Genomic DNA, 25,390 nt, shown 5'->3' on the forward strand with positions numbered 1-25,390 from the left:
AGCTAAAAATCGGTCTCAACGTGCGCTCTCAGGACAAAATAATCGCTTTATTGCCACGTCAACTTAGTCTTTATTGCGGCGCTTTTTATCGCTTTTTTTAATGTGGCTAATTAAACGCTTGCGACGCAGTTGTTGGCGTTCGGATAAAACATTCGCTTTATCTTTATAGGGATTTTTGCCGGTCTTTAATTGAATTTGTACCGGTGTACCAAATAATTTTAATTGGGTACGGAAAAAACGTTCGAGATAACGAATATACGCATTCGGTAAATGTTCTGCTTGGCTGCCATGAATCACAATTACGGGTGGGTTTTTACCCCCTTGATGCGCGTAACGTAATTTCACACGTCGACCGCGTACTAATGGCGGTTGATGCGTGAACACGGCGGATTGCAATAAATCGGTTAACAGCGGCGTTGGCATCTGCCGCATAGCCGAGTTATAGGCTTTGATAATGGCTTCGGGTAATAAACCGACGCCGCTACCATGCAAAGCAGAAATAAAATGATATTCCGCGTAATCAATAAAATTTAATTTACGAGCTAATTCAGATTTAACGCGTTCTTTGTGATCCGCATCTAAGCCATCCCATTTATTAATAACCAAAATAATCGCACGACCTTGATTTAAAACTTCGCCTAACAACGTTAAATCTTGATCGGTGATACCTTCACTAGCATCAATCACCATCAACACGACATGCGCGTCGCCAATCGCTTGCAACGCTTTAATCACGCTGAATTTTTCAATAACTTCACTGACGCGCGCGCGTCTGCGAATACCGGCAGTATCAATTAAGGTAAAACGTTGATCGCCATATTGAAACGGCACATGAATACTGTCGCGTGTGGTGCCTGGTTGATCAAACGCAATCACGCGTTCTTCACCCAGCAAACGATTTACCAATGTTGATTTGCCAACATTCGGTCTGCCAATAATGGCGGCTTTGATGCCGAGTTCAGCTTCTTCGGTTTCATCTAATACAGGATACGGTTTTAAAACTTCAACCATCATTTCGTCGATACCGCGACCATGTGATGCGGCAATACAAAATACGGTGGTAAAACCTAAACGATAAAAATCGCTAGCGGCGATATCAGGATCACGGCCATCGGTTTTATTAATGACTAAATGAATAATTTTTTGGGTACGACGTAAAGCACTCGCAATTTGTTGATCGGCCGCCGATAAACCTTCTGCGCCATCCACTACAAATAATACCGCGTGTGATTCATCTAAAGCTTGTTGCACTTGTTGCGCCATAACGGCATCAACGCCTTCGGCGTTACCACTCAAACCACCGGTATCAACAATAATATAAGGCTTATCACCTACCACACCGCGACCATACTGACGGTCACGCGTTAGCCCGGCAAATTCTGCAACCAAAGCAGCGCGAGTGCGGGTTAAGCAATTAAATAGGGTCGATTTGCCAACATTGGGTCGGCCGACGATAGCGATTACCGGTTTCATACAAAAATATGATGCTTTTCAAGACGATATGACGGGGCGCGGATCATGACATAGCCCATGACAGCGAGCAACTGCCGGCGCTTATACAAAGTGCTTTACGGCGTTTTACTCTTCTGTGCCGGTATCGAAACCGGCACAGATACCTGTGTAGATACCGGTGTAGATACTGGTGTAGATACCGATATAGATAATGGCGTAGACGGAACGCTCACGGCGGCTTCTGCTGACGCAGGCTCTGCAGCTGTGTCGGCGGCGGGATACCAAAGGTCGCGCCATTCAATCGGTTCACCATTTATTTGTAAACGGCCGCGCACCCAATCAAAGTTTGCGTGATAACGATCGCCTTTTAATTCCAGCACATGTCGATCAATCAATTGAGTGATTTGTATCGCTGCGTATTCTTTAGGATCGATAGGCTTTTTATTTTTCGCTTCTATTTTAGATTTAGTCGGCGTTGTTACACGTGGCAATGTCGCCGTTTTTTCTAATGCTGTTTGCTCCACTAATTGTTCTGCCAACAGGTCTTCTGCTCGACGTATGTACAATTGTTCAGCGAGCTCGATAGAAATTGATATTTCACCTTGCACATGAATTTTTTCAATCAACGCTGCAAAAGTATAATTTTCAATCGGTGTAGAAGGCATGGTGATTCGCACCCAGCCCTCTAATACGCCAGCATCATTTTGTAATTGGATTTTTTTTAATTCTATTTGCGCAGAGGTTGGCAATAAAATGGTTAGCGCTTCCGGTAACGCTTCGGTGTTATCAGACCAACGCATTAAGTATTTCACTAGTTGGCGTTGCTGAGTTGCGGTTAAACCTAGCCATTGCAAATCTACTTTACCGTCTTGATATTCTGAATCATCCCACAATAATTTTTTCCATCGCACTGAAATATCCGTTTGCATGCGCGCTTGTTTTTCAACGGTGACCACTGACAACTCAGCATCGCTTAATTGTAATTTTTTTCCATCGTCCCATATTTGCTGAAATTGTTTAGCGCGCATTTCCATCGTGCCCGCAGGTGATGGCTGCATGTAATAATCTAATGCCAAGCTAGCATCACGCATATCAATATTATCAATGCGAACCCGTTGCCATTCACCTGTTGCAGTTAATCGTTGCGAGCGCGGTTGCCAATAAAAATCACCTAAGCCGGATAATGCTGGCGCGGTTTTGCCGTCATCAATAAAATCAATCAAGCCGGTTAAACGTCCATTAAATTCTTGATACAAACGCACGTTCGCCAAATGCCTATCATCCATGCCGGCTTGTTCACCGACTAAGCGCTGCAAGACCACGCCATTCGCTGCGGCTAATAACATAGGAGTAACGCCGTAATTTAATGCGCCTAAATAAAATGGTCCGTGGATTAAATCGACTTGCATAACATAATGACCCCGACCTTGTTCGACGGGTTGCCAAATCCATGCGGCTGCACTGTGATAAGCGCCTTGCACATATTGTCCACGGCCTAAAGCACCACCGGGTGTGCTAACAGGACGTTGCCAATTTTGTTGGAAATGCGTTTGCAGAAAGAGACCGATGCCTAACGGTGCGAGCAGCAGTAGCATCGACACCACTGCCGCTAACAACATTCCGCCATAAATAAAACGGCGCATTAGAGTCATGGCCTCTGATTATAGTAGTTAATAAATAATGCGAGGTTTAAAATTTTATTTAACAGGTGCGATCGATAATGCAGCCAAAATACCTTCACGTGTATAAACATAAGCAACCGGACCTTCAATCAACGCTTCCGATAAAATGCCGTCACTGCCAATGCGGGTGCGCGCAACGAAGCGACCATCTGTTTTACTAAGCGCATGTACATATCCATCAAAATCACCGGTCAGCACTACATCACCTAATACCGCTGCGCCTACTAAAGGTCGCGCATGTAATTTATCTTGCGTCCACGCAGAGCCGCCGGTATTGCGATCAAATGCCCACACATGACTGGTGTCATCAACGGCATACACTTGATCATCACCTATCGCTAAATTGCGATACACGGATTTTTCACGCGACCAAATAATTTGTCCGCGATCCGCTGTTAATGCGGCTAAACGGCCTTGATACGCCGCGACATAAATAATGCCGCCATCAATTGATGGCACCATATCAATATCAACCATTTGATCTAATTCATTGCGACCCGTTGGAACAGCAATGACTGATTCCCATAGCGGCCGACCATCCGCTAACGTTAATGCCGTTATGCGTCCGTTATCCGCACCACTGATGACGCGTCCCGCAAAAATGATAGGACTGCTAGTGCCACGTAAACTTAATGCCGGTACGTTATGTTTAAACGTCCATAGTTTTTCACCGGTAGTTGCAGAATAAGCGTGCACGACGCCATCAACGGTACGTGCTGTGACGACACCATAACCCGAAGTAGGCACGCCTAAAATTTCACTGGACAGTTGGGCTTGCCACGCAGGCGCACCATCTTTTTCTGCAAATGCTGCTAACAATCCTTCACGGGTACCAATGAATAAATAGCCATGCCCTACACCTACGCCCGCGCTTACCGGTAAATCGGTATCACGCGACCATAATACTTTGCCGGTTTTTTTATTGAGCGCGGTTAATTCACCTTTGCGATCTACGGTAAAAATAGCATCGCCGCTAATCACCGGTTGCAAACTTAAACGATATTGACCTGCGCCTGCACCGGTATCACGTTTCCATAATGTTTTAAAACGTAACTCTGGCTTAAAGTCTTCTAAAGCAGCAGGTGGCTCCGTCGTATCTTTAGATGCGCAAGCAGTCAATACGAGCACGCTGCACAAAAATACTAAGGGCATTAATAACTTATGCATCGGGCGCATGCGTTTCATCCGCTTTAACTGCGGCATCAGTTACCGCAGCTGTTGTTTCAGCAACACCTAAGTCTTCTAATTTCATTTTCAGCAAAGCACTATCACTTGCACTGTCTTTAGCATTTAATGCTGCTTGATAATGTTTTTTAGCAGCATCGGTGTCAGCTTTAGCTAATGCAATGTCGCCTTTTAAAGTTTCTAATAAACCGAGATATGCAGCGGGATATTCAACATCTACGGTTTTTTCTGCTGCTTCAATTTGACCTTGTGATAATTGCAGTTCTGCTAAACGCAAACGCGCAATCAATTTCAAATGTTGTTGTTTAGCATTTGAAACTACCCATTGCAGCCGCTCAATCGCCACGCTTTCTTGACTATTCTCGACCGCTACTTTAGCTGCACCCAAACCCGCTAATGCGGCATACGGTGTATCAGCATAATCTTTAAATAAAATATCGGCGGTGACCGGAATGGTTTCAATACTTTTGGCTTGCATGTTAATCATTAAATGCGTGTATTGTATGGAAGCATCTTCGGCGTGTTTGCGTTGATGCTCTTGCCAAAAATACCAACCCGTTAGCATGCCCACGCCTAACACCACGCCGGTGATAACCGCAGTTACATTTTCTTTCCACCACAACTTGAGCTGTTCAAGTTGTACATCATCAGTATCTAATTCACTCATGGCTTATTCCTAAGTTAAGGTTTTTATTTATCGTGCTCAGCAATCAAAATGCTCAGCTAATTTATTAATCACTGCACTGATCGCGACCGTGTGTTGCTCAGCATGCTGATCACGCAAATATTTTATGGTGATACTAGCATTCTGCAATTCTTCTTCGCCTAACACTAAGGCAATCTCAGCACCTGAGCGATCAGCGCGTTTAAATTGACTTTTCATGCTAGCGCTACCGCAATTTAATTGTATCGCCAAGTTAGGCAATGCATCACGTAACTGTTCGCTGATTTGCATGGCTTTAACGCTAGCAGCGTCACTGCCCGCATTATTGACAGCAATGATATAAACATCGACTGAATGCATCGCAACTATTTCGTTTTCTAACAAGGCTAATAAACGTTCCAAGCCCATCGCAAAACCCACTGCAGGCGTTGCTTGTCCGCCCAATTGCTCAACCAAACCATCATAACGACCACCCGCGCAAATTGTGCCTTGCGCGCCTAATGATTCAGTAATCCATTCAAACACGGTGTGATTGTAATAATCTAAACCGCGCACCAAATAAGGATTTACGGTGTATTCAATATTCGCTTGATCTAACAAAGCACACAGACCAGCAAAATGCGCTTGAGTTTCCGCGCCCCAATAATGACTCAAGATAGGGCCTTGTTTTACTATTGCCTGTGTATCTGGATTTTTACTATCTAATACACGCAATGGATTTTGCTGCAAACGACGCTGACTATCTTCATCTAGCTTAGCGTGATGTTGCGTCAAATACAGGACAAGCGCTTCACGATATTGTTGGCGTTCTGCACGCGTACCTAAGGAATTTAATTCCAATCGAACCGCAGGCAATGCCAACGCGCGCCATAAACGCGCGGTCATCAAAATAATTTCCGCATCAATATCGGGGCCTTCCATGCCATACGCTTCAACACCGACTTGATGAAATTGCCGATAACGACCTTTCTGTGGACGTTCACGACGAAACATCGGCCCGGTATACCACCAGCGCTGAATTTGATTACGAAACAAACCGTGCTCTATACCCGCGCGTACGCAACTCGCAGTACCTTCGGGACGTAAGCTCAACAAGCTGTCGTCACGATCTTTGAAGGTATACATTTCTTTTTCAACAATATCGGTCACTTCACCAATCGAACGGCAAAATAAATCAGTACTCTCAAGTATGGGCGTACGAATTTCTTGATAACCATAGCTGTTCATTAATTGATGCAAATGCACTTCTAGCCACTGCCAAGCAGCGCTCTGTTCAGGCAGGATGTCGTGCATCCCTTTGACGGATTTAACAGTTGTTGACATGATTATTGTGTTACGCGTGAATTAGCGAAAAACCAACCTATTCGTTTTCAATGATAAGTTGTGCGGTGCGATTACTGCGAACGAATGGCTGAAGATTATAGATCTGGCCATTTATTTCTAAACCGACTTGCGCAGCATCACCTAACATTACATGGAACGGCGCTTGGCCTTGTAACACTATAGGAGAATCTTTTTGGGAAAACATGCCATAGACATGACGAAATTGATTTGCATCATAAACTTCAATCCAAGATGCGCCCGTCATTTTTACTGCTAAACGATCCGTACCCTGCGGTGCTTGTTTACGCAAGGTGGGTTTAGCGACAGGTACAGCAATCGGCACTTGCGCCGCGTCGGTTATAGGTTCTAATTTGGGTAGGGCCGCAGCTTTATCAGGAACCACTGCCGCTTCGGGAGTTTCATCTTCCGTTACTGCTGCCTCTTGTTGTGCTGCTAACAATGCTGCTTCTATCGCAGCAGTTTCATTTGGTACCGTATCAACCGCCGCAGATTCAGTGACTTCAATTACCTCTACGTTCGGTTTGCTGCTTTGTGCAACTGCCCAATAAATTAAATAGATGAGCAACGATAAAATTATCGCAACCGTTAACCATTTGATTCGAGGATCACGCATGGTCACGGGTGGCTTCGCAGTGGCAGTATCAATCAACGCCGGATCACGAAAACCCAATTGATTATAATGTTGTACCCAAACAGTGGCGTCTACATTTACTGCGTCAGCGTACTGGCGTAAATAACCACGCACAAAAGTCGGTGCTGGTAAACGACTGTGATCGTCTTGTTCTAACGCATCAATGATGTCACGTTGCAAACGAAGTTTGTGCGCTAAGTCTGCTAATTCTATACCCGCTTGTTCACGCGCTTGTCGTAAGCTGGCACCTAAAGTTTGATCATTTGGCAACATGCATTGCTCCCTTCGATTTTTCGCTAATCGTTATCGAAATTTAAAGTTGTGTTAATTACTTATTAATATTGCGCGCTGCTTCCGAATCCGGAAAACGATTACGCAGTTTTATGGTGTATTTGCCTTCCGCATTACGATCGCCTAGTTGTTTAGTCAAACGAATTGCGGTTGCAAGGCTATCAGGTGTTTCCGGTAATTTTTCAAAATACTTTTGTACATAACCATAAGCCACGCGTGGATTGCGTTTACGTTCATATAGATGCGCCATTTGCATTAACGCACTACCAAAATAAGGATTTAAATCGAGGGCTTTACGAAAATAGACTTCTGCTTTTACTTCATCGGGGATTTTTAAGGCGCAAATACCTAAATTAGTCCATGCAAATTCTTTAGTAGGATATAAAGGATCACGCAACGCTTTATTAAAACGCTCTTCTGCTTCTTGCAAACGTCCTACGCCACATAAAAAAGTGCCGTAGTTATTATTATATTCTGGATTTTCGGGTTCAATGCGGAGCGCTTTTTTCAAATGCTTATCCGCTTTTTTATTATCGCCCAGTTGATTTTGCAGCAAGCCATATGCAGCATTTGCTAATGCGGAATTGGAATTTTGATCTAACGCTTTTTCTAGTTTTTCTTTAGCGCGCTCCACCTGGCCTTGTGCCAAATAACCTGCACCTAATTGGGCATTAAATTCTGCGGCTTTTTCCAAGTTAGGTTTTGGACCCGACGATACACAAGCTGTCAGACAACTGAACAATGCAATGACAAACAAAAGACAATATTGACGCTTCATGCCTACCCTATAAGTCTCATTAACCATTAATAAGGAATGATATGGAAAATCGGAAAATCTAAAGATCCGCGCATGATAGCGCAGCGGCGAACTTCAGGCGATACCCGTCTGTTTTTCGCCAAAACGAGGTTGAATAAAGCGTTTTTCACGACGACTGCGATCTGCGACTTGCCCTACTAATTGACCACACGCGGCATCAATATCATCGCCACGGGTTTTACGGACGGTGGTCACAATACCCGCACGTTGGGTGATGCTCATAAAACGACCAATCGCTTCATCATTGGAGCGGCGATAACCAGAACCGGGGAATGGATTAAACGGAATTAAATTGAGCTTGCTGGGAATACCTTCCAAGCGACGCGCCAGCTCTTTCGCCAAAACCGGGCTATCGTTAACCCCGTCGAGCATCACGTATTCAAAGGTAATTTGGCGTTTATGTAGACCTTTTATATAGGCGCTACAGGCTTCGAGTAATTCTTCGATTGGATATTTGGTATTAAGCGGCACTAACTCATTGCGCAAACTATCATTGGGCGCATGCAGAGAAATGGCCAAGGCCACTTCAATTTGCTCATCGCGTAATCGATAAATCGCGGGCACAACGCCGGCCGTGCTGACGGTCACGCGACGCTTAGCTAAGCCGTACGCCAAATCATCGATCATCAATTTTAAGGCAGGCACTACATTTTCATAATTAATCAGCGGTTCGCCCATGCCCATCAAAACGACATTGGTGATTCGCCGATCCGTGGGTTTAAGTAAACGCTCAGCTGTCCAGACCTGGCCAATAATTTCGGCGGTGGTCAGATTGCGATTAAAACCTTGGCGCGCAGTCGAACAAAACGAACAATCCAAACTGCAACCTACTTGCGAAGAAATACATAAAGTCGCACGCCGCGTTTCGGGAATATAAACCGTTTCAATCGCATTTCCTAACAGGCTTTCACTACCACGAGCAGCGCTTTGACCCATATGAAACAACCACTTACGAGTGCCGTCGCTGGATTCACTATCAAAGGCAACTTCGGGCGGCGCAACCACCGCTACTGCCGCCAAACGTTCTCGTAGGGATTTAGATAAATTGCTCATCAACGCGAAATCGGTGATTCCGCGTTGATGTATCCATTGCAATAATTGCTGCGAGCGGAAGCTGGGCTCGCCCAACTGCTCAAGAAACTGCCGCAAACCAGCGGCATCTAGACCCATTAAATTGTGCGGTTCTGACATGGGTCTGACTATAGCTGACTTTAACGCGTACGTGGACAAATCACGGCACTGCTAGCGCCCAAGCCGGTGCCAAAAAAGAAGTTAATTTCTTCGGCGGCTGTGTCGGCTGCATCCGAACCATGCACCGCATTTTCGTCGATACTGGCTGCAAAATCTGCTCGGATCGTACCTTTAACGGCGTCTTTAGGATTGGTTGCGCCCATTAAGTCACGGTGTTTAGCGACGGCATTTTCGCCTTCTAAAACCTGAATGATCACGGGACCCGAACTCATAAAACCCACTAAATCTTTAAAAAAGGGACGTGCGCTATGAACCGCATAAAAGCCTTCAGCTTGTTCGCGATTAAGATGCATCATTTTGGCAGCGACAACTTTTAAACCGGCTTTTTCAAAGCGACTATAAATTTCGCCGATCACATTTTTGGCAACACCATCAGGTTTGATGATGGATAAAGTACGTTCAATTGCCATGAATACTAACTCCGTTGTTCAGACCTAAAAAGAAGGCGGGATTCTACTAGGGTTATTCGTAAAAAGGTAGGACAGCACTGCTGCGCTACCTACTTATTACTGCATTAATCGCGTTCTGCAATCCACGCCGTTTGAATAGCTTCAAGAATTTTTTCACCGGAACGTGTTGGTTCATCGGTAAAATCTTCTAAGTCACAAACCCACGCATGTAAATCAGTAAATCTTATATACCGAGGATCAACATCTGGGTGCGCATCAATTAATGCCAGCGCAATATCGAGTGTATCTGTCCACTTTAAAGTCATGATGCTTTGCTCACTCGTGACGTTCGGAAACCATATTAATTGTGTAGCGAGGGATCTCAATAACCAAATCGACATCACCCACCAACGCCTGACAACTTAAACGTGAATCAGGATCTAAACCCCACGCTTTATCGAGCAGATCATCTTCCAATTCATCACTGGGCTCGAGCGTGGAATAACCTTCGCGCACATGCACATGACAGGTAGTGCAGGCACACGCTTTTTCACAAGCGTGTTCGATCTCTATACCATTGCTTAAAGCGGCATCACAAATACTAATACCCGCTGCAACTTCAATGACCGCGCCTTGAGGGCAACTCTTAGGATGCGGCAAAAATATTAATTTAGTCATGATTGTATTACTCGCATTTTTATATTTGATCCAAGCGCTGACCAGCTAAGGCTTTACGAATATTATGATCCATACGCCTACCCACATAGTCTGCACACTGCGCTTCTAAATTTTCAATCGCTTGTTTAATACCCGCTACGTCATTACTATTTTGCAGAGCCGCTAACTTTTCGCGCGCTACTAAAATTATTTGACGTTCAGATTCCGATAACAATAATTCACCGTCGACTTGCAAGGCCGCATCAACCGCTTCCAATGAACGTGCTGCATCAATTTGTTGTTCGCGCACGCGCCGTAATTCAAGATCATCAGCAGCATAGTGAATCGAAGCCTGCAACATATCGGCAATTTCTGCGTCACTTAAACCATACGAAGGTTTCACTACAATCGTGGCTTCAGTGCCACTCGTTATTTCCGTAGCGGCAACACTGAGCAAACCATCGGCATCGACTTGAAAGCTCACCCGAATCCGCGCCGCGCCCGCCACCATCGCAGGAATATTGCGCAATTCAAAACGCGCTAAAGAACGACAGTCTTGCACTAATTCGCGATCACCTTGCACAACATGAATCATCATTGCCGTTTGGCCGTCTTTAAAGGTAGTGAATTCTTGTGCGCGACCCACCGGCAACGTGGTGTTGCGCGGAATAATTTTTTCCACCAAACCACCCATGGTTTCTAAACCGAGTGACAAGGGCACTACATCTAATAACAACATATCTTGCTCAGCTTTATTACCTACTAACACATCGGCTTGCAGAGCTGCACCTAACGCTACTACTTTATCGGGATCAATCGTAGTTAGAACTTCACGGCCAAACAATGTTGAAACCTGCTGACGCACGCTCGGAATGCGCGTTGAACCACCCACCATTATGACTTCATCAATCGCACCAAATGTTAAATTCGCATCGCGCACTGCGCGCCGACAAGCCTGCAAGGTTTTTGCAAGTAACGGCGCTATTAACGTTTCTAATTGCATGCGCGTAAGGGTTAACGCGTGTGTTGCGCCATTCGGCAAATTAATTGCGAGCTCAACATTCATCTGACTGGATAATGCTTCTTTGCTATCAATCGCTAATTGCTGCAAGTAACGACGATACTGTGGACTCAGTGTTTCTGCATTTAGCGCGAGTACTTCAAAAAAATGATTTAATAATAATTGATCAAAATCATCCCCACCCAAAGCCGCGTCACCACCAGTAGCAACGACTTCAAACACGCCTTTTTGCAAATGCAAAATAGAAATATCAAACGTTCCGCCGCCCAAATCATAAACTGCAATTCGACCTTCGCGCTTGCTATCTAAACCATACGCGATCGCTGCGGCAGTGGGTTCATTTAACAAACGTAAAACTTTGATACCCGCTAAATTAGCCGCATCTTTCGTAGCTTGACGTTGCGCATCATCAAAATAAGCGGGCACTGTAATAACGGCACCGGTTAACTCGCCATCAAGACTGGCTTCTGCGCGCGCGCGTAAATATCGCAAGATCTCTGCAGATATTTCTACCGCCGTTATTTCACGTCCTGCGCAAACAATGCGTGGCACTACACTGTCACTCGCAACAAAATTATAAGGTAAATACGCTTGTTCACGCTGTATGTCTTCTAGGTTGCGGCCCATCAAACGCTTAACAGAGACAATAGTATTTTCCGGATCTTCTGCTAAATGATGTTTGGCTGCTTCGCCAACTTGCACCACACCATTTGATAAATAGCGCACTATCGACGGCACAATGGCGTTATCCATCTCATCCACCAACACATCAGGAATACTGCTGCGTACAGTGGCAACTAAAGAATGAGTAGTACCTAAATCAATACCCACCGCTAAACGATGTTGATGCGGCGCAGTAAATTTACCGGGTTCAGAAATTTGCAATAAAGCCATGATTAAGATTCGAGTCCAAATAAACGATCATCAATTTCTTGCGCTAATTTTTTCAAAAATTGCAATTCAGCCAATTCATTCAACGCCTTCAAAAATTGCGCATCGTTATCTAATGCAAGCGCAATACGCGCAACCGATTCAAGCATAGCAATGCGCACAGATGCTAATAATGTATGTAATTGATCAAAGCAATTCGCTTCTACCAATGCTTCGCGCAACTCCATCTGCGTCATTAAAAACTCAGACGACAAGGTCGGTTTTTGTTGCGCTATCTCAGGCTGATGCAAGCTTAATAAATACAAACCACGCTCCACATCATCGCGCAAAATTCGATACGCATCATTCACCAAAGCAGCGCGTTCTAAGGCCATACGGCGTTCACGCTCACTTTTATCTACATATCGATCAGGATGCAATTGGGCTTGCAACAAACGATAACGCGTTACCAAATCGTCTGTCTTAACGGCATAATTTTCCGGCAATTCAAATAACTTAAAATAGTTATTAGCCGTCTGTGCAGCATTCATACAAAATCTTCTAGCGTATTAATGAAAATGGCTACGCATTGCATAGCCATTGTTAAGTGTCGAAGTAGGATAACCTTACACCGTAAAGCTTTCACCACAACCACATTCGTCTTTAACGTTAGGATTTTGGAATTTAAAACCTTCATTCAAACCTTCGCGTACAAAATCCAATTCCGTGCCATCGATATAAAGCAAACTTTTAGGGTCCACAATAATTTTTAAAGCATGCGATTCAAAAACGGCATCTTCAGGCTGCAACTCATCCGCGTATTCCATTACATAGGCCAAACCCGAACAGCCGGTGGTGCGAACACCTAAACGCAAACCTAAACCTTTGCCACGTTGTTGCAAAGATTTTTGTACGTGTTTTGCGGCGGCAGTGGTTAATGTTACGCTCATAACGACCTCACAAATGCTGTGGCATTAATCCGTTATTGGCCAGAAAATTCTGGGTGTTTGGTTTTGTAATCTGCAATTGCCGCAGCAATCGCATCTTCTGCTAATACTGAACAATGGATTTTAACCGGCGGCAATGCGAGCTCTTCCGCAATTTGACTATTCTTAATCGTAGAAGCTTGCGCCAACGTTTTTCCTTTGACCCATTCGGTCACCAAAGAACTAGAGGCAATTGCTGAACCACAACCATAGGTTTTAAAACGCGCATCTTCGATAATGCCGTCTTTGCTTACTTTGATTTGTAATTTCATTACGTCGCCACACGCAGGTGCACCGACCATGCCGGTTCCTACATCAAGATCATTTTTTTCGAATGATCCAACATTACGTGGATTTTCATAATGATCTAAAACTTTTTCACTGTATGCCATTTCATTACTCCTACATACTTACCTTACATATACAAAACCAAATGCACGCAACACTATTAATTAATGTGCGGCCCATTCAACCGTTTTCAAGTCTACGCCTTCCTTATACATATCCCATAAAGGCGACAATTCACGCAAGCGTGTCACGGCATGTTGAATTTTACCAATCACTTCATCAACGTCTTGCTGAGTGGTAAAGCGACCAATCGAAAAACGAATTGAGCTATGCGCTAATTCATCTTCACGACCTAAAGCTCGCAACACATAACTGGGTTCTAAGCTTGCGCTAGTACACGCAGAACCACTGGACACAGCCATGTCTTTCAACGCCATAATTAAGCTTTCGCCTTCTACAAACGCAAAACTGATATTTAAATTACCGGCCACGCGATGCTCAAGATCACCATTCACATATACCGCTTCCATTTCTTTCAAACCATTCAACAAACGATCACGCAAAGCGAGCACGCGCACATTTTCAGTAGCCATTTCTGCTTTCGCAATGCGGAATGCTTCACCCATACCAACAATTTGATGAGTGGGCAAAGTGCCTGAACGTAAACCACGTTCATGACCACCGCCATGCATTTGCGCTTCTAAACGAATGCGCGGTTTACGACGCACATACAAAGCGCCCATGCCTTTCGGGCCATAAATTTTATGCGCAGAAAAAGACATTAAATCAACGGGCAATGTTTCTAAATCAATAGGAATTTTGCCAGCACTTTGCGCAGCATCAACATGAAAAATGACGCCGTGCTTACGACAAATATCGCCGATCGCTTGAATATCTTGAATCACACCGACTTCATTATTAACATGCATAACCGACGCTAAAACTGTGTCAGGACGAATTGCAGCGGTGAATTTTTCTAAATCCAACAGTCCATCATTTTGCGGTTCTAAATAAGTTACTTCAAAACCTTCGCGCTCTAATTGACGCATGCTATCGAGCACGGCTTTATGCTCAGTTTTAACGGTAATGAGGTGTTTACCTTTTTGTTTATAAAAATGCGCAGCACCTTTGATGGCTAAGTTATCTGATTCAGTAGCGCCGCTGGTCCACACAATTTCACGCGGATCTGCATTCACGAGCGCCGCAACATCAACACGCGCTTGTTCTACTAAATCTTCGGCTTCCCAACCAAAACTATGTGAACGCGACGCAGGATTACCAAATGCGCCATCCATCGTTAAGCATTGCCACATTTTATCGGCCACGCGCGGATCTACCGGCGTCGTCGCGGAATAATCTAAATAAATTGGTAATTTTTTCTCACTCATACTCACCTCACTCAACTCCAGAACTTAGGCCGCAGACATTGCTTGCGATCTCAGTGTATTTACTATTTTATAAAGCGCCTGACAAAATTGATTCACTTCATCTGCGGTCGTGTCTTTACCAACGCTGACGCGAATTGCAGTTAATGCTAATTCATCATCAACACCCATCGCGGTTAACACATGACTAGGTTCTTGTATGTCGCTATGACAAGCCGAGCCACTGGATACGGCAATGCCTTCTTTATCTAACATCATCAGCAACGTTTCGCCGTGACACGCTGGAACCGCAAACTGTACCGTATTAGGCAAACGTTCTGCTTGCTCAGAAAAAATAACTAAGCCAGTAATTTTTTGTAAACCTTGCTCTACTAGGTTTCGCAGTGCGCGCATGTGTGTAATGCGTGTTTGTAATTCTTCTTTAATCAAACGTGCGGCTACACCTAAACCAACAATAGCGGCGACATTTTCAGTACCGGAACGCCGACCTTTTTCATGACCGCCACCGTGTAATAAAGGCTGCAAGTTCACGCGTTTATCATGAATCAATACACCTACGCCTTGTGAGGCGTACATTTTATGACCCGACAAAGTCAGCAGCTGTGCACCGCTACTTGCAAAATCAACCGGCTGTTTACCAATCGCTTGCGTAGCATCGCTATGAAAAATCACACCACGACCCGCTAATGCTTGACCAATCGCTGCAATCGGTTGAATTGCACCGGTTTCGTTATTCGCCCACATGACTGAAACTAGTTTTGTAGCCGATGATAATGTTTGCAACACAGCATCGGGCTGCGTGACGCCTTGCGCATCTACTGGAATGTATTTTAAAACGCCGTGTTGAGTTGCCGCTTGTGCCGCTTCTAAAACTGACGCATGTTCAATCGAACTAATTACAACTTCAGGATTAGTAAAGGTTGCGCATGCGCCTTTAATCGCTAAGTTATTGGCTTCAGTACCACAGCCGGTGAAGACAACTTGGCTAGGATGCGCATTCACTAAACTGGCGACTTGATCACGCGCTTGTTCAATAGCACTGCGCATTAAACGACCCTGCCAATGCAAGCTGGAAGGATTGCCATAAATTTCACCTAGATACGGCAACATCGCTTCGCGCACGCGTGGATCCAGCGGCGTTGTTGCGTTGTAATCTAAATAAGCACTCATGACGTTTAAGATTCCTTAAAGACGACTGCTAAACATTTTTTCGCCGTCACGGCGACGTTCTAATAAAAATGTATCTTGTCGATCAGCAACATCTAACGTAGTTTTACGATTAATTAAATCGGCGAGACTCACGCCTCTTAAGAACACACGAATTTGTGCACTTAAATCTTCCCATAAATCGTGCGTTAAACACCGCGTATTACCTTGGCAATTACGTGAACCGCCACAACGGGTCGCATCAACACTTTCATCAACCGCTTCAATCACATCCGAAATCGCAATTTCACTAGAAGCCTTACTCAACTTATACCCGCCACCAGGGCCACGCGTACTTTTTACTAAACCGGTTTTGCGTAAACGCGAAAACAATTGCTCCAAATAAGATAGCGAAATTCCTTGGCGTTCTGAAATATCAGCCAAGGCTACAGGACCACCGCTATCATGTACGGCTAGGTCTAACATGGCTGTTACCGCATAACGGCCTTTGGTTGTAAGTCGCATACTCTCCACCGGTAATAACTGAGTAATTTGGTAGGATTATATATACCCTATCAATTTGGTCAAGTATTCACCCATACCTATCTTATAGCTCCTGCCTGTTCATAATTCCTCAGGAGCACGGCTGCGTTTCTCCATAGCCGCAAATAATCCTCTTAATATATGGACTTCTTCAGTGCGCAAGCGCGCACGGGTAAAGATGCGTCGGAAACGGCGTAACAAGGTCAGTTTGGCGTTTTCAGCTTCAGTAATCCGCAAACGCACTAAAACGTCGGCTAAATGCGCCAACATACCTTCTACTAAGTCCACATTGGCTAAGGGCTCTTCGGCTTCAGTCGACGTTTCGACCGGTGTTTCGATTAAAGCTAAACGACGAATTTCATAGGCCATAATCTGCACGGCAGAGGCTAAATTCAGCGAACTGTAATCAGGATTGGTAGGAATGTTCACCACAAAATGACATAAATCTAACTCTTCATTAGTCAAACCGGTGCGTTCGCGGCCAAACACCAATGCTACCGGCCGATGCTGCACTTCTGCCAATAAACGCGCCGCCGCTTCGGCAGGCGAAAATGCCGGCCATGATAAATGTCGCGTGCGTGCCGACGTACCAATCACCAATGCGCAATCCGCTAGCGCCGACGCCAAATCCTCATGACAGTGCGCATTTTCCAACACATCATCTGCACCTGCCGCCCGCGCAGTGGCTTCTTCGGCGGGAAACAGTTTCGGCGCAACCAGATGCAATTGATTCAAACCCATGGTTTTCATGGCGCGCGCAGCACCACCAATATTACCGGGATGCGAGGTATTCACTAAGACCAAACGAATATTGGGGAGCTGTTTTAACATGGCGCGCAGAATACCCACTTCATCAACACAAGGCGAGTATCCCGAAATGGAGAGCGCAACTTTTTAATCTGGCGCTTACTTGGAATTCAACTTGTGTAGTCCGGGTCATGGCTTTATCCTACGCGGCCTTGTGACTCGTTCTTTATAAAATATGCATCCAGCACTTAACATCGCAATCCGTGCCGCTCGTGCGGCTGGCAGTAGCATCCTCCGTTATTACAATCGGTTGGACACCTTAACTGTCGACATTAAAAGACAAAATGATTTTGTTACAGAAGCGGATCAACACGCCGAAAACGAAATCATCAAAGTATTACGCCGCGCTTATCCTGCGCACGCCATTCTTGCCGAAGAAAGTGGCGCACACGGCGATAGCGATCATTGCTGGATCATTGATCCGCTCGACGGCACCACCAACTTCATGCACGGTCTTCCACACTTCGCTGTTTCTATTGGTTTACAAATTCGTGGACATTTAGAGCTCGCGGTGATTTACGATCCTATCAAACAAGAATTATTCACGGCTGAAAAAGGTGGCGGTGCGCGCTTAAACGACAAACGTATTCGTGTGGGCAATCGACACAACACAGAGGGCGCTCTCTTTGGTACCGGCTTTCCTTTCAATACACCGGGCGCAATGGATTTTGATGCGTACCTAACAACACTCAAACCGATCATGGCGAACAGTGCCGGCATCCGTCGTGCAGGTTCCGCTGCTTTAGATTTAGCGTATGTAGCATGCGCACGCTTAGATGGTTTTTGGGAATTCAAACTAAAACCCTGGGACATGGCCGCAGGCGTGTTATTGATACAAGAAGCTGGCGGAATTGTTACCGATGATAACGGTGGCGAAAATTATTTAGCTAGCGGCAACGTCGTGGGTGGAAATCCTAAATTACATAAATGGTTATTAGAAAATATTCAAAATAGTCGGCCAGTAATAAAATCAAAATAGTTTTCTACTGATCAAAGCACAAAAAAAAGGGCGTTAATGATAACGCCCTTTTTTATAATTCTGATTTAAAAAACTATGGCATGCCAATTTCACGGGCTTCTTTTGCAGTTTGTTTTTCTTTTTCAGCATTCAACATATCTTGGCGGGTTAAACCCAAAAACAAAACAACAGGGCTCGCGACAAATATAGATGAATAAGTACCGATTAAAATACCCAAAATAAGTGCGAGTGAAAAACCATAAACCACTTCACCGCCAAAGAAAAATAACGCTAGCACTGATAACAAAGTAACGCCCGATGTCATCAAAGTACGACTTAAAGTATCATTAATCGCAACATTCATAATTTCTGCAGTATCATTACTGCGCGTACGGAAAAAGTTTTCGCGAATACGATCGAAAACAACAATCGTGTCATTCAGCGAATAACCAATGATCGCTAATATCGCCGCTAAGGTTGCTAAATCAAAACTAATACCTAACCAAGCAAACACGCCTAATGTCAGAACCACGTCATGCGCGGTAGCGACAATAGCGCCGGCGGAAAAGAACCAACGATTAAAACGCATAGCCACATAAAGGAAAATAAAAAACGTCGCGACTAATATTGCCATGCCGCCGCTATTTTTTAATTCATCGCCGACTTGTGGGCCAACGTATTCAACACGGCGCAATGTGGCGCCTGTCGTATGCTGCTGCAAGATGCTATAAATTTTGTCGCTTAAGGTTGTGGCTTGATCTTGACCAGTCTCTGCTTCGTCTGATGGCAACACTCGAATTAGCACATCTCTAGAAGTACCAAAATATTGCACGGTTGCACCAGGTACGCCGTTTTCTTCTAATGCTCCGCGCACTTTTGATAATTCAACCGGTGCAGCGTAACCCACCTCAATCAAATAACCGCCGGTGAAATCAATGCCTAAATTCAAACCGCGCGTTGCCAGGCCGAAAATCGACAAGCCAACAAACAAAATGGAAGCGGCCATTAACCAATAACGTGCGCCAATGAAATTTATTTTTAAATTATGTATGTTCATGATATCTATTCTCACATTAAATCGATAAACGCTTGATGGTACGACCGCCGTATAACAAGTTCACCATGGCGCGAGTACCCACGACCGCTGTAAACATAGACGTTAAAATACCTAAGGCCAACGTTACCGCAAATCCGCGCACAGGACCTGAACCTAAACTCAACATCGCTAAAGCGGCGATCAAGGTTGTGACATTCGAGTCAGTAATGGTGGCAAACGCTTTATCAAAGCCAGCATGAATAGCCGCTTGCACACTATTACCCAAGCGTATTTCTTCGCGGATCCGCTCATAAATTAATACGTTTGCATCTACCGCCATACCTACTGTTAAGACGATACCAGCAATACCCGGCATGGTTAACGTTGCTTGCAGTAACGATAAAATAGCGACGAGCAATACCACGTTCACGGCTAACGTAATATTCGCTAATAAACCAAATGTTTTATAATTCAATATCATGAAAACAAACACGGCGATGAAACCAATCATTACGGATTTCAAACCATTATCAATATTATCGCGACCCAAACTTGGCCCCACCGTGCGTTCTTCAACAATTTTCATTGGCGCTTTTAACGCGCCTGAACGTAATGACAATGCTAAATCTTGTGCTTCAGCAGTGCTAACACCGGTTGTTTGAAAACGTCGACTCAGTTGATCACGGATAGTAGCAATGCTAATCACGGTTTCTTTTTTATTGGTAGAGATTTGTAATTTGCCATCCACTTCTTTGGTATCGGTTTGATACTCAATAAACACAACCGCCATATCTTTGTTAATATTTTGGCCGGTCACTTCGCTCATGCGATCAGCGCCTTTGCCATCCAAATTTACAAACACAGCAGGCTGACCATTTGTTGGATCAAAGCCAGCGCTGGCGCTAGTAATACTATCGCCCGTCACAATTAATGAGCGGCGCAATAACACCGCTTTACCATCTCGATCACGATAAAGTTTGGCATCTACGGGCACTGCTGCACCGCTTTGATCAGCACGCGCCCAATCACTAGGCGTGCCATAAATCAAACGATATTCAAGAGTTGCGGTATTACCTAAACGACGTTTTGCTTCAGCGGTATCTTGTACGCCCGGTAATTGCACAATAATACGATCTGTACCTTGTTGCTGAATAATAGGTTCGGCCACACCCAAGTCATTCACACGATTACGCAAAGTTACAATGTTTTGCGTAAGCGCATCGCTGCGTTCTTTTTTGATCACTTCTTCGCGCATGGTTGCCACTAACGTGACCACTTCTTGCACGCCAGCAACCGGTGTTACACCTGCTGCGGGAGTTGCCGCTACCGTTGGATCTGGAGATGTAAAAGTGCTAGCAGTAAATTTTAAATCAGGAAATTCATTTTCTAATGTGCTCTGCGCTTTTTCAGCGACTGCAGCATCGCGAAATCCTAAAGTGATGCGATCAGCGCCGGGTTGAACCCGACCATAACGTAATTTGTTTTTAATTAACACCGAACGAAACGCATCGGTATAACTTTCCATGCGTTGTTTTAATGCGCTATCCATATCTACTTGCAGCAAAAAGTGCACACCACCGCGTAAATCTAAACCGAGATACATGGGTTTTGCGCCGATAGCACGTAACCATTTTGGTGTGGCTGATTCTAGATTCAACGAAACACTGAATTTTTCACCCATGCGTTGCACTAATGCTTCTTGACCCGCTAATTGAATATCGGTATCTGCAAAGCGCGCAACAACATGGGATGGCTCAATGTCTACCGCCGAAAATGGAACGCCCGCTTCGGTTAATGCCACTTCTACTTGTTCACGTAACGATGCATCAATAGCCACTTCTCGTGAAGCAACTTGTACTACGGGATCATCACCATACAGATTGGGCAAGGCATACAAAATGCCTAGCATCAAAGCCACGAGTAACGACAGATATTTCCAGAGAGGATATTGATTCACGATTATCTCACTTAATTAATTTGGTTCACGCTTTCCCAACAGTACCTTTGGGCACTACATTGGCAATCGCTTGTTTTTGTAATTTGATCTCTACACCATCAGCGATTTGTAAGGTCACAAAATTTTCGCCTACATCGGTAAGTTTGCCTAAGACACCGCCAGTAGTAATCACTTCATCACCTTTTTTCAAGGCAGCCACTAATTCGCGCTGTTCTTTCGCACGTTTTTGTTGTGGACGAATTAAGAAAAAATAAAAGAAGACGATTAACGCAACCATCCACAAAATCGGCAATAAACCACCGCCCTGAGGGGCTGCAGTACCTTGTGCATGCGCGCTAGCAATAAACCAATCCATAACAAACAACCTTAGTTAGACCCAAAAGAGGCGCGTATTATGCCACAGCAGCATTGAATTGCATCACGGCTGTGCATCGCGGGTGAGATTAGATTTTTGAGCAAATTTGCCTGCCTGAAAACGTGTGACAAATGCATGCGTATATTCGGCTAATTGGTTTTGACTAATGGCTTCGCGGATTTCCCGCATCAATTGCTGATAAAAATATAGGTTATGTACGGTATTGAGTCGTGCTGCCAGAATTTCACCGCAACGATCCAAATGTCGCAAATAAGCACGGCTGTAGTGTTGGCAGGTATAACAGCCACATTGCGGATCGATCGGGCTGATGTCATCGGCGTATTGCGCATTACGGATCCGCAATACGCCATCAAACGTGTACAAAAAACCATTGCGTGCATTGCGGGTGGGTATCACGCAATCGAACATATCTACGCCCCGCGCTACCGCCGCTAAAATATCGAGCGGCGTACCCACGCCCATTAAATAACGAGGTTTATCTTGCGGCAGCATGTCACTTAATTCATCTAATACTGCCAAGCGCTCTTCCGCGGGTTCGCCTACGGCCAAGCCGCCGACGGCATAACCATCAAAGCCGATATCCGTTAATCCTGCCAAAGACGCATGACGCAAATCATCATACATACCGCCCTGCACAATCCCGAATAAAGCAGCCGGATTATCGGCATGCGCGTGTTTGCTACGTTCGGCCCAATGCAACGATAACTCCATCGACGCTTTGGCTACTTCATGGGTCGCTGGATAAGGCGTGCATTCATCAAAAATCATCACGATGTCTGAACCCAAATCGCGCTGCACTTGCATAGAAATTTCTGGATCCAGAAACACCGTATCGCCGTTTACGGGAGATTGAAACCGCACGCCTTCGCGTGTGACTTTGCGTAATTTGGCCAAACTAAAAACTTGAAAACCACCCGAGTCAGTCAAGATGGGACCTTGCCAATGCATGAAATCATGTAAATCACCGTGCTTCCGAATAATCTCGGTGCCGGGTCGCAGCATTAAATGAAAAGTATTACCCAAAATAATTTGTGCGCCCAAAGCCTGAATTTCTTCTGCGACCATGGCTTTCACGGTGCCATAAGTGCCCACCGGCATAAAAGCAGGCGTGTCGACCACGCCGCGTTTAAAACTCAAACGCCCGCGCCGCGCTTGCCCAGATTTAGCAAAAATCTCAAATTGCATGCACAGCCTCATTACGTTCAATCAACATAGCATCCCCATAACTGAAAAATCGATAACGTGAATTCACCGCATGCTGATACGCACCCATTAATTGCGCATAACCGCCAAATGCTGACACTAACATTAGCAAAGTCGAACGCGGCAAATGAAAATTGGTAATCAGCGCATCCACACATTGAAACTTAAAACCGGGACGAATAAAAATTTGCGTATCACCTATATAAGGCTGCAAGCCACCGTTCAGCGATGCGGTCTCTAAACTGCGCATCACGGTCGTCCCTACCGCAATCACGCGCCCGCCTTGTTGCCGACAAATTTTAATTTGCTCACAGGTCTGCGCTGAAACATGTAACCATTCGGAATGCATATGATGTTTATCCAGATCATCCGTGCGTACCGGCTGAAACGTCCCCGCACCGACATGCAAAGTCACGAATGCTTGTTGCACTTCTCGCGCTTTAATAGCCGCTAATAAAGATTCATCGAAATGCAGTCCGGCGGTAGGCGCCGCCACCGCACCTACTTCGCGAGCGAATACGGTTTGATAACGAAGATTGTCATCAACATCATCCGCACGATCTATATAAGGTGGTAATGGAATATGACCATGTTGTTGTAAAAAGGGTAATACGGGCTGAGCAAAAGCGAGCTCAAATAATTCGCCGCCGTTCATCGCGGGGCGGCCTAAGACCATGGCCGTATTCGACCCAAAATCTAACTGACTCCCGGATTTAGGCGCTTTGCTAGCGCGAACGTGTGCCCACACGCGATGCTCATCTAACAAACGCTCGACCAACACTTCAATTTTACCGCCCGAGGCTTTTTGGCCAAACAAACGCGCTGGAAAAACCCGCGTGTCGTTAAACACTAAAAGATCATGCGGACGCAACCAATCTAATAATTGCGGGAACTGCCAATCTTGCCACTCGCCTGGATTAACGCTGGCTGGCAAATACAGTAAACGACTCGCAGTGCGCTGCGGCAAAGGCCGTTGCGCAATCAAGTCGGCGGGGAGTTCGTAATCAAAGTCGGCCGTTTTCATGCCGGCGCGATATTAACACAGGATAATCACGTGCAGGATTTATGCATTCTTGCTTTGCGCCACTAGCAGATTCGATTACAATGCGCGCCTTCCCCTGCCGGGGTGGCGGAACTGGTAGACGCGCTGGACTCAAAATCCAGTGAGGTTAAACTCGTGCGAGTTCGATTCTCGCCCCCGGCACCATATTCGTATTCCAAACCTATATATTAAAGCGGTGGCATTTTTGTGCTATTCGCTTCGTACTCATAAAATTCAAGATAATTAATAAATTACAAAAAAAAACGGGGATTCCCTAACTTCTGGGGATCCCCGTTCATGATTGATTATTACTAAACTTTATTCTTTCGGTTTACCGATGCTTAATTTATCCGCATTATTTTTAATGGTTTTTTCACCGATGCCATCAACTTTATTTAATTCATTAATGGATTTAAAAGGGCCGTGTTTTTCTCGATATTGCACAATCGCCGCGGCTTTATCATCACCTACACCTTTTAATTCAGCGGCTAATGTTTTAGCGTTCGCGGTATTAATATCTACCGTTCCTGCAAACACGATGCTGCTCATCACACTCAAAACAATAATGCCGAACCACTTTTGTAATTGCATGCCCTTACTCCCTAATAATATAAAATGAAAACTGTTGTCTAGCTGACAACGCGCTTCACCATACTTATTTAGCGCTGAGCAAGATATTCGTTAATATCCGAATTAATTGTCAGCAATTCACTGACGGGGTTGTCAGCTTGAGTGATAGGACGGCCAATAACTAAATAATCCGCTTGATTACGCAACGCTTCGCGCGGTGTCATGATGCGTTGTTGATCTTGGACCGCAGCACCTTGCGGACGCACACCGGGTGTAATCGTTAAAAAATCGGTATTGGTTAATTGTTTAACACTTGCGGCTTCGTGCGCCGAACACACGACACCATCAAATCCTGCATTCGCCGCCAAGCGGGTTAAGCGTTGCACTTGCTGCTCAACACTATCATTAACACCAACGGTAGTTAAATCACTCTGCTGCAAACTCGTCAACACTGTAACTGCAATTAATAATGGTCCATCTGCTGCTGATAAAGCAGCACGTGCAGCATCCAACATTTTAGCGCCGCCACTGGCGTGCACATTGACCATCCACACGCCCAAATCTGCAGCGGCACTAACGGCTTTAGCAACGGTGTTAGGAATATCGTGAAATTTTAAATCCAAGAACACATCAAACCCACGTTGCGTTAAACGTCGAACTAAATCAGGGCCCTGTGACGTAAATAACTCTTTGCCAATTTTCAAACGACAATCCGCAGGATTAAGCTTTTCTACTAAAGACCATAACGCTGTCTCGTTTGAAAAATCTAGCGCGACAATGACACGCGGCTGGGTAACTATACGTTGCATTTTATGAGTCATGGTCATTTATAAAATTTG

The 25,390-nt window shown here is 45.0% G+C and carries 27 protein-coding genes and 1 tRNA gene; 2 read left to right on the plus strand and 26 right to left on the minus strand.

The window, feature by feature from the left end; genetic code table 11:
- Positions 1-63: 63 nt before the first annotated feature.
- From der to H0W44_04875, 19 genes are all read right to left on the minus strand, one after another.
- Positions 64-1,473: a ribosome biogenesis GTPase Der gene (der, locus tag H0W44_04785; protein ID MBA3581753.1), complete on the minus strand. Its 1,410-nt coding sequence runs from the start codon at positions 1,471-1,473 to the stop codon at positions 64-66.
- 95 nt (positions 1,474-1,568) lie between these two features.
- Positions 1,569-3,095 carry a DUF945 family protein gene (locus H0W44_04790; protein MBA3581754.1) on the minus strand — a complete coding sequence of 509 codons (1,527 nt, stop codon included), beginning with the start codon at positions 3,093-3,095 and terminating at the stop codon, positions 1,569-1,571.
- 54 nt (positions 3,096-3,149) lie between these two features.
- Entirely contained in the window at positions 3,150-4,310 is a 1,161-nt protein-coding gene (gene bamB, locus H0W44_04795; GenBank protein ID MBA3581755.1) for an outer membrane protein assembly factor BamB, read from the minus strand.
- Entirely contained in the window at positions 4,294-4,986 is a 693-nt protein-coding gene (locus H0W44_04800) for a tetratricopeptide repeat protein (protein ID MBA3581756.1), read from the minus strand. The genes bamB and H0W44_04800 overlap by 17 nt, the downstream gene beginning before the upstream one ends.
- Positions 4,987-5,022: 36 nt before the next feature.
- Positions 5,023-6,306: a histidine--tRNA ligase gene (gene hisS / locus H0W44_04805; GenBank protein ID MBA3581757.1), complete on the minus strand. Its 1,284-nt coding sequence runs from the start codon at positions 6,304-6,306 to the stop codon at positions 5,023-5,025.
- A gap of 37 nt (positions 6,307-6,343) precedes the next feature.
- Positions 6,344-7,231: a helix-turn-helix domain-containing protein gene (locus H0W44_04810; protein ID MBA3581758.1), complete on the minus strand. Its 888-nt coding sequence runs from the start codon at positions 7,229-7,231 to the stop codon at positions 6,344-6,346.
- Positions 7,232-7,286: 55 nt separating this feature from the next.
- The gene (pilW, locus tag H0W44_04815; protein ID MBA3581759.1) at positions 7,287-8,027 is read right to left on the minus strand and encodes a type IV pilus biogenesis/stability protein PilW; all 741 of its coding nucleotides are present in this window, start codon (positions 8,025-8,027) and stop codon (positions 7,287-7,289) included.
- A 93-nt stretch (positions 8,028-8,120) separates the two neighbouring features.
- The gene (rlmN, locus tag H0W44_04820; GenBank protein ID MBA3581760.1) at positions 8,121-9,257 is read right to left on the minus strand and encodes a 23S rRNA (adenine(2503)-C(2))-methyltransferase RlmN; all 1,137 of its coding nucleotides are present in this window, start codon (positions 9,255-9,257) and stop codon (positions 8,121-8,123) included.
- A gap of 20 nt (positions 9,258-9,277) precedes the next feature.
- Positions 9,278-9,727, minus strand: a complete 450-nt coding sequence (gene ndk, locus H0W44_04825; protein ID MBA3581761.1) for a nucleoside-diphosphate kinase — start codon at positions 9,725-9,727, stop codon at positions 9,278-9,280.
- 104 nt (positions 9,728-9,831) lie between these two features.
- A complete protein-coding gene (iscX, locus tag H0W44_04830; protein MBA3581762.1) occupies positions 9,832-10,032 on the minus strand; it encodes a Fe-S cluster assembly protein IscX in 201 nt (66 codons plus the stop codon).
- A gap of 10 nt (positions 10,033-10,042) precedes the next feature.
- Positions 10,043-10,384, minus strand: a complete 342-nt coding sequence (gene fdx / locus H0W44_04835; protein ID MBA3581763.1) for an ISC system 2Fe-2S type ferredoxin — start codon at positions 10,382-10,384, stop codon at positions 10,043-10,045.
- Between the two features lie 19 nt (positions 10,385-10,403).
- On the minus strand, positions 10,404-12,278 hold the full coding sequence (gene hscA, locus H0W44_04840) for a Fe-S protein assembly chaperone HscA (protein ID MBA3581764.1): 1,875 nt from the start codon (positions 12,276-12,278) through the stop codon (positions 10,404-10,406).
- A gap of 2 nt (positions 12,279-12,280) precedes the next feature.
- Positions 12,281-12,805 (minus strand): Fe-S protein assembly co-chaperone HscB, encoded by a 525-nt coding sequence (gene hscB / locus H0W44_04845; protein MBA3581765.1) that lies wholly within the window; start codon positions 12,803-12,805, stop codon positions 12,281-12,283.
- Positions 12,806-12,880: 75 nt separating this feature from the next.
- Complete coding sequence (gene iscA / locus H0W44_04850; protein ID MBA3581766.1) at positions 12,881-13,204, minus strand: iron-sulfur cluster assembly protein IscA; 324 nt, start codon at positions 13,202-13,204, stop codon at positions 12,881-12,883.
- 32 nt (positions 13,205-13,236) lie between these two features.
- Positions 13,237-13,632 carry a Fe-S cluster assembly scaffold IscU gene (gene iscU, locus H0W44_04855; GenBank protein MBA3581767.1) on the minus strand — a complete coding sequence of 132 codons (396 nt, stop codon included), beginning with the start codon at positions 13,630-13,632 and terminating at the stop codon, positions 13,237-13,239.
- A 60-nt stretch (positions 13,633-13,692) separates the two neighbouring features.
- Positions 13,693-14,916, minus strand: coding sequence for an IscS subfamily cysteine desulfurase (locus tag H0W44_04860; GenBank protein MBA3581768.1), 1,224 nt, complete (start codon positions 14,914-14,916; stop codon positions 13,693-13,695).
- A 24-nt stretch (positions 14,917-14,940) separates the two neighbouring features.
- Positions 14,941-16,083, minus strand: coding sequence for a cysteine desulfurase (locus tag H0W44_04865; protein MBA3581769.1), 1,143 nt, complete (start codon positions 16,081-16,083; stop codon positions 14,941-14,943).
- Between the two features lie 15 nt (positions 16,084-16,098).
- On the minus strand, positions 16,099-16,584 hold the full coding sequence (iscR, locus tag H0W44_04870; protein MBA3581770.1) for a Fe-S cluster assembly transcriptional regulator IscR: 486 nt from the start codon (positions 16,582-16,584) through the stop codon (positions 16,099-16,101).
- A 99-nt stretch (positions 16,585-16,683) separates the two neighbouring features.
- The gene (locus tag H0W44_04875; GenBank protein MBA3581771.1) at positions 16,684-17,433 is read right to left on the minus strand and encodes an RNA methyltransferase; all 750 of its coding nucleotides are present in this window, start codon (positions 17,431-17,433) and stop codon (positions 16,684-16,686) included.
- A gap of 151 nt (positions 17,434-17,584) precedes the next feature.
- Between H0W44_04875 and H0W44_04880 the strand changes: the two genes are divergently transcribed.
- The gene (locus tag H0W44_04880) at positions 17,585-18,388 is read left to right on the plus strand and encodes an inositol monophosphatase (GenBank protein ID MBA3581772.1); all 804 of its coding nucleotides are present in this window, start codon (positions 17,585-17,587) and stop codon (positions 18,386-18,388) included.
- Positions 18,389-18,461: 73 nt separating this feature from the next.
- Here the strand turns inward: H0W44_04880 and secF are convergent, their stop codons facing one another.
- From secF to queA, 5 genes are all read right to left on the minus strand, one after another.
- Complete coding sequence (gene secF / locus H0W44_04885; protein ID MBA3581773.1) at positions 18,462-19,424, minus strand: protein translocase subunit SecF; 963 nt, start codon at positions 19,422-19,424, stop codon at positions 18,462-18,464.
- Positions 19,425-19,440: 16 nt separating this feature from the next.
- A complete protein-coding gene (gene secD / locus H0W44_04890) occupies positions 19,441-21,363 on the minus strand; it encodes a protein translocase subunit SecD (GenBank protein MBA3581774.1) in 1,923 nt (640 codons plus the stop codon).
- Between the two features lie 22 nt (positions 21,364-21,385).
- Positions 21,386-21,715 carry a preprotein translocase subunit YajC gene (gene yajC / locus H0W44_04895; protein MBA3581775.1) on the minus strand — a complete coding sequence of 110 codons (330 nt, stop codon included), beginning with the start codon at positions 21,713-21,715 and terminating at the stop codon, positions 21,386-21,388.
- Positions 21,716-21,778: 63 nt separating this feature from the next.
- Positions 21,779-22,921: a tRNA guanosine(34) transglycosylase Tgt gene (tgt, locus tag H0W44_04900; GenBank protein MBA3581776.1), complete on the minus strand. Its 1,143-nt coding sequence runs from the start codon at positions 22,919-22,921 to the stop codon at positions 21,779-21,781.
- Positions 22,911-23,963 carry a tRNA preQ1(34) S-adenosylmethionine ribosyltransferase-isomerase QueA gene (gene queA, locus H0W44_04905; protein ID MBA3581777.1) on the minus strand — a complete coding sequence of 351 codons (1,053 nt, stop codon included), beginning with the start codon at positions 23,961-23,963 and terminating at the stop codon, positions 22,911-22,913. The genes tgt and queA overlap by 11 nt, the downstream gene beginning before the upstream one ends.
- 96 nt (positions 23,964-24,059) lie before the next feature.
- On the opposite strand from queA, the gene H0W44_04910 reads away from it, so the two are divergent.
- Positions 24,060-24,146, plus strand: a tRNA-Leu gene (locus tag H0W44_04910).
- Between the two features lie 153 nt (positions 24,147-24,299).
- Here H0W44_04910 and H0W44_04915 read toward each other — a convergent pair.
- Complete coding sequence (locus H0W44_04915) at positions 24,300-24,572, minus strand: helix-hairpin-helix domain-containing protein (GenBank protein ID MBA3581778.1); 273 nt, start codon at positions 24,570-24,572, stop codon at positions 24,300-24,302.
- A gap of 68 nt (positions 24,573-24,640) precedes the next feature.
- A complete protein-coding gene (gene pyrF, locus H0W44_04920; GenBank protein ID MBA3581779.1) occupies positions 24,641-25,378 on the minus strand; it encodes an orotidine-5'-phosphate decarboxylase in 738 nt (245 codons plus the stop codon).
- Between the last annotated feature and the right edge of the window lie 12 nt (positions 25,379-25,390).

It is taken from the genome of Gammaproteobacteria bacterium (assembly GCA_013817245.1).
GTDB lineage: Bacteria > Pseudomonadota > Gammaproteobacteria > HTCC5015 > HTCC5015 > JACDDA01.

Coding starts and splice junctions, on each gene's coding strand:
- der (MBA3581753.1), bottom strand. CDS start 1,473: ATGAAACCGGTAATCGCTATCGTCGGCCGACCCAATGTTGGCAAATCG.
- H0W44_04790 (MBA3581754.1), bottom strand. CDS start 3,095: ATGCGCCGTTTTATTTATGGCGGAATGTTGTTAGCGGCAGTGGTGTCG.
- bamB (MBA3581755.1), bottom strand. CDS start 4,310: ATGCGCCCGATGCATAAGTTATTAATGCCCTTAGTATTTTTGTGCAGC.
- H0W44_04800 (MBA3581756.1), bottom strand. CDS start 4,986: ATGAGTGAATTAGATACTGATGATGTACAACTTGAACAGCTCAAGTTG.
- hisS (MBA3581757.1), bottom strand. CDS start 6,306: ATGTCAACAACTGTTAAATCCGTCAAAGGGATGCACGACATCCTGCCT.
- H0W44_04810 (MBA3581758.1), bottom strand. CDS start 7,231: ATGTTGCCAAATGATCAAACTTTAGGTGCCAGCTTACGACAAGCGCGT.
- pilW (MBA3581759.1), bottom strand. CDS start 8,027: ATGAAGCGTCAATATTGTCTTTTGTTTGTCATTGCATTGTTCAGTTGT.
- rlmN (MBA3581760.1), bottom strand. CDS start 9,257: ATGTCAGAACCGCACAATTTAATGGGTCTAGATGCCGCTGGTTTGCGG.
- ndk (MBA3581761.1), bottom strand. CDS start 9,727: ATGGCAATTGAACGTACTTTATCCATCATCAAACCTGATGGTGTTGCC.
- iscX (MBA3581762.1), bottom strand. CDS start 10,032: ATGACTTTAAAGTGGACAGATACACTCGATATTGCGCTGGCATTAATT.
- fdx (MBA3581763.1), bottom strand. CDS start 10,384: ATGACTAAATTAATATTTTTGCCGCATCCTAAGAGTTGCCCTCAAGGC.
- hscA (MBA3581764.1), bottom strand. CDS start 12,278: ATGGCTTTATTGCAAATTTCTGAACCCGGTAAATTTACTGCGCCGCAT.
- hscB (MBA3581765.1), bottom strand. CDS start 12,805: ATGAATGCTGCACAGACGGCTAATAACTATTTTAAGTTATTTGAATTG.
- iscA (MBA3581766.1), bottom strand. CDS start 13,204: ATGAGCGTAACATTAACCACTGCCGCCGCAAAACACGTACAAAAATCT.
- iscU (MBA3581767.1), bottom strand. CDS start 13,632: ATGGCATACAGTGAAAAAGTTTTAGATCATTATGAAAATCCACGTAAT.
- H0W44_04860 (MBA3581768.1), bottom strand. CDS start 14,916: ATGAGTGAGAAAAAATTACCAATTTATTTAGATTATTCCGCGACGACG.
- H0W44_04865 (MBA3581769.1), bottom strand. CDS start 16,083: ATGAGTGCTTATTTAGATTACAACGCAACAACGCCGCTGGATCCACGC.
- iscR (MBA3581770.1), bottom strand. CDS start 16,584: ATGCGACTTACAACCAAAGGCCGTTATGCGGTAACAGCCATGTTAGAC.
- H0W44_04875 (MBA3581771.1), bottom strand. CDS start 17,433: ATGTTAAAACAGCTCCCCAATATTCGTTTGGTCTTAGTGAATACCTCG.
- H0W44_04880 (MBA3581772.1), top strand. CDS start 17,585: ATGCATCCAGCACTTAACATCGCAATCCGTGCCGCTCGTGCGGCTGGC.
- secF (MBA3581773.1), bottom strand. CDS start 19,424: ATGAACATACATAATTTAAAAATAAATTTCATTGGCGCACGTTATTGG.
- yajC (MBA3581775.1), bottom strand. CDS start 21,715: ATGGATTGGTTTATTGCTAGCGCGCATGCACAAGGTACTGCAGCCCCT.
- tgt (MBA3581776.1), bottom strand. CDS start 22,921: ATGCAATTTGAGATTTTTGCTAAATCTGGGCAAGCGCGGCGCGGGCGT.
- queA (MBA3581777.1), bottom strand. CDS start 23,963: ATGAAAACGGCCGACTTTGATTACGAACTCCCCGCCGACTTGATTGCG.
- H0W44_04915 (MBA3581778.1), bottom strand. CDS start 24,572: ATGCAATTACAAAAGTGGTTCGGCATTATTGTTTTGAGTGTGATGAGC.
- pyrF (MBA3581779.1), bottom strand. CDS start 25,378: ATGACCATGACTCATAAAATGCAACGTATAGTTACCCAGCCGCGTGTC.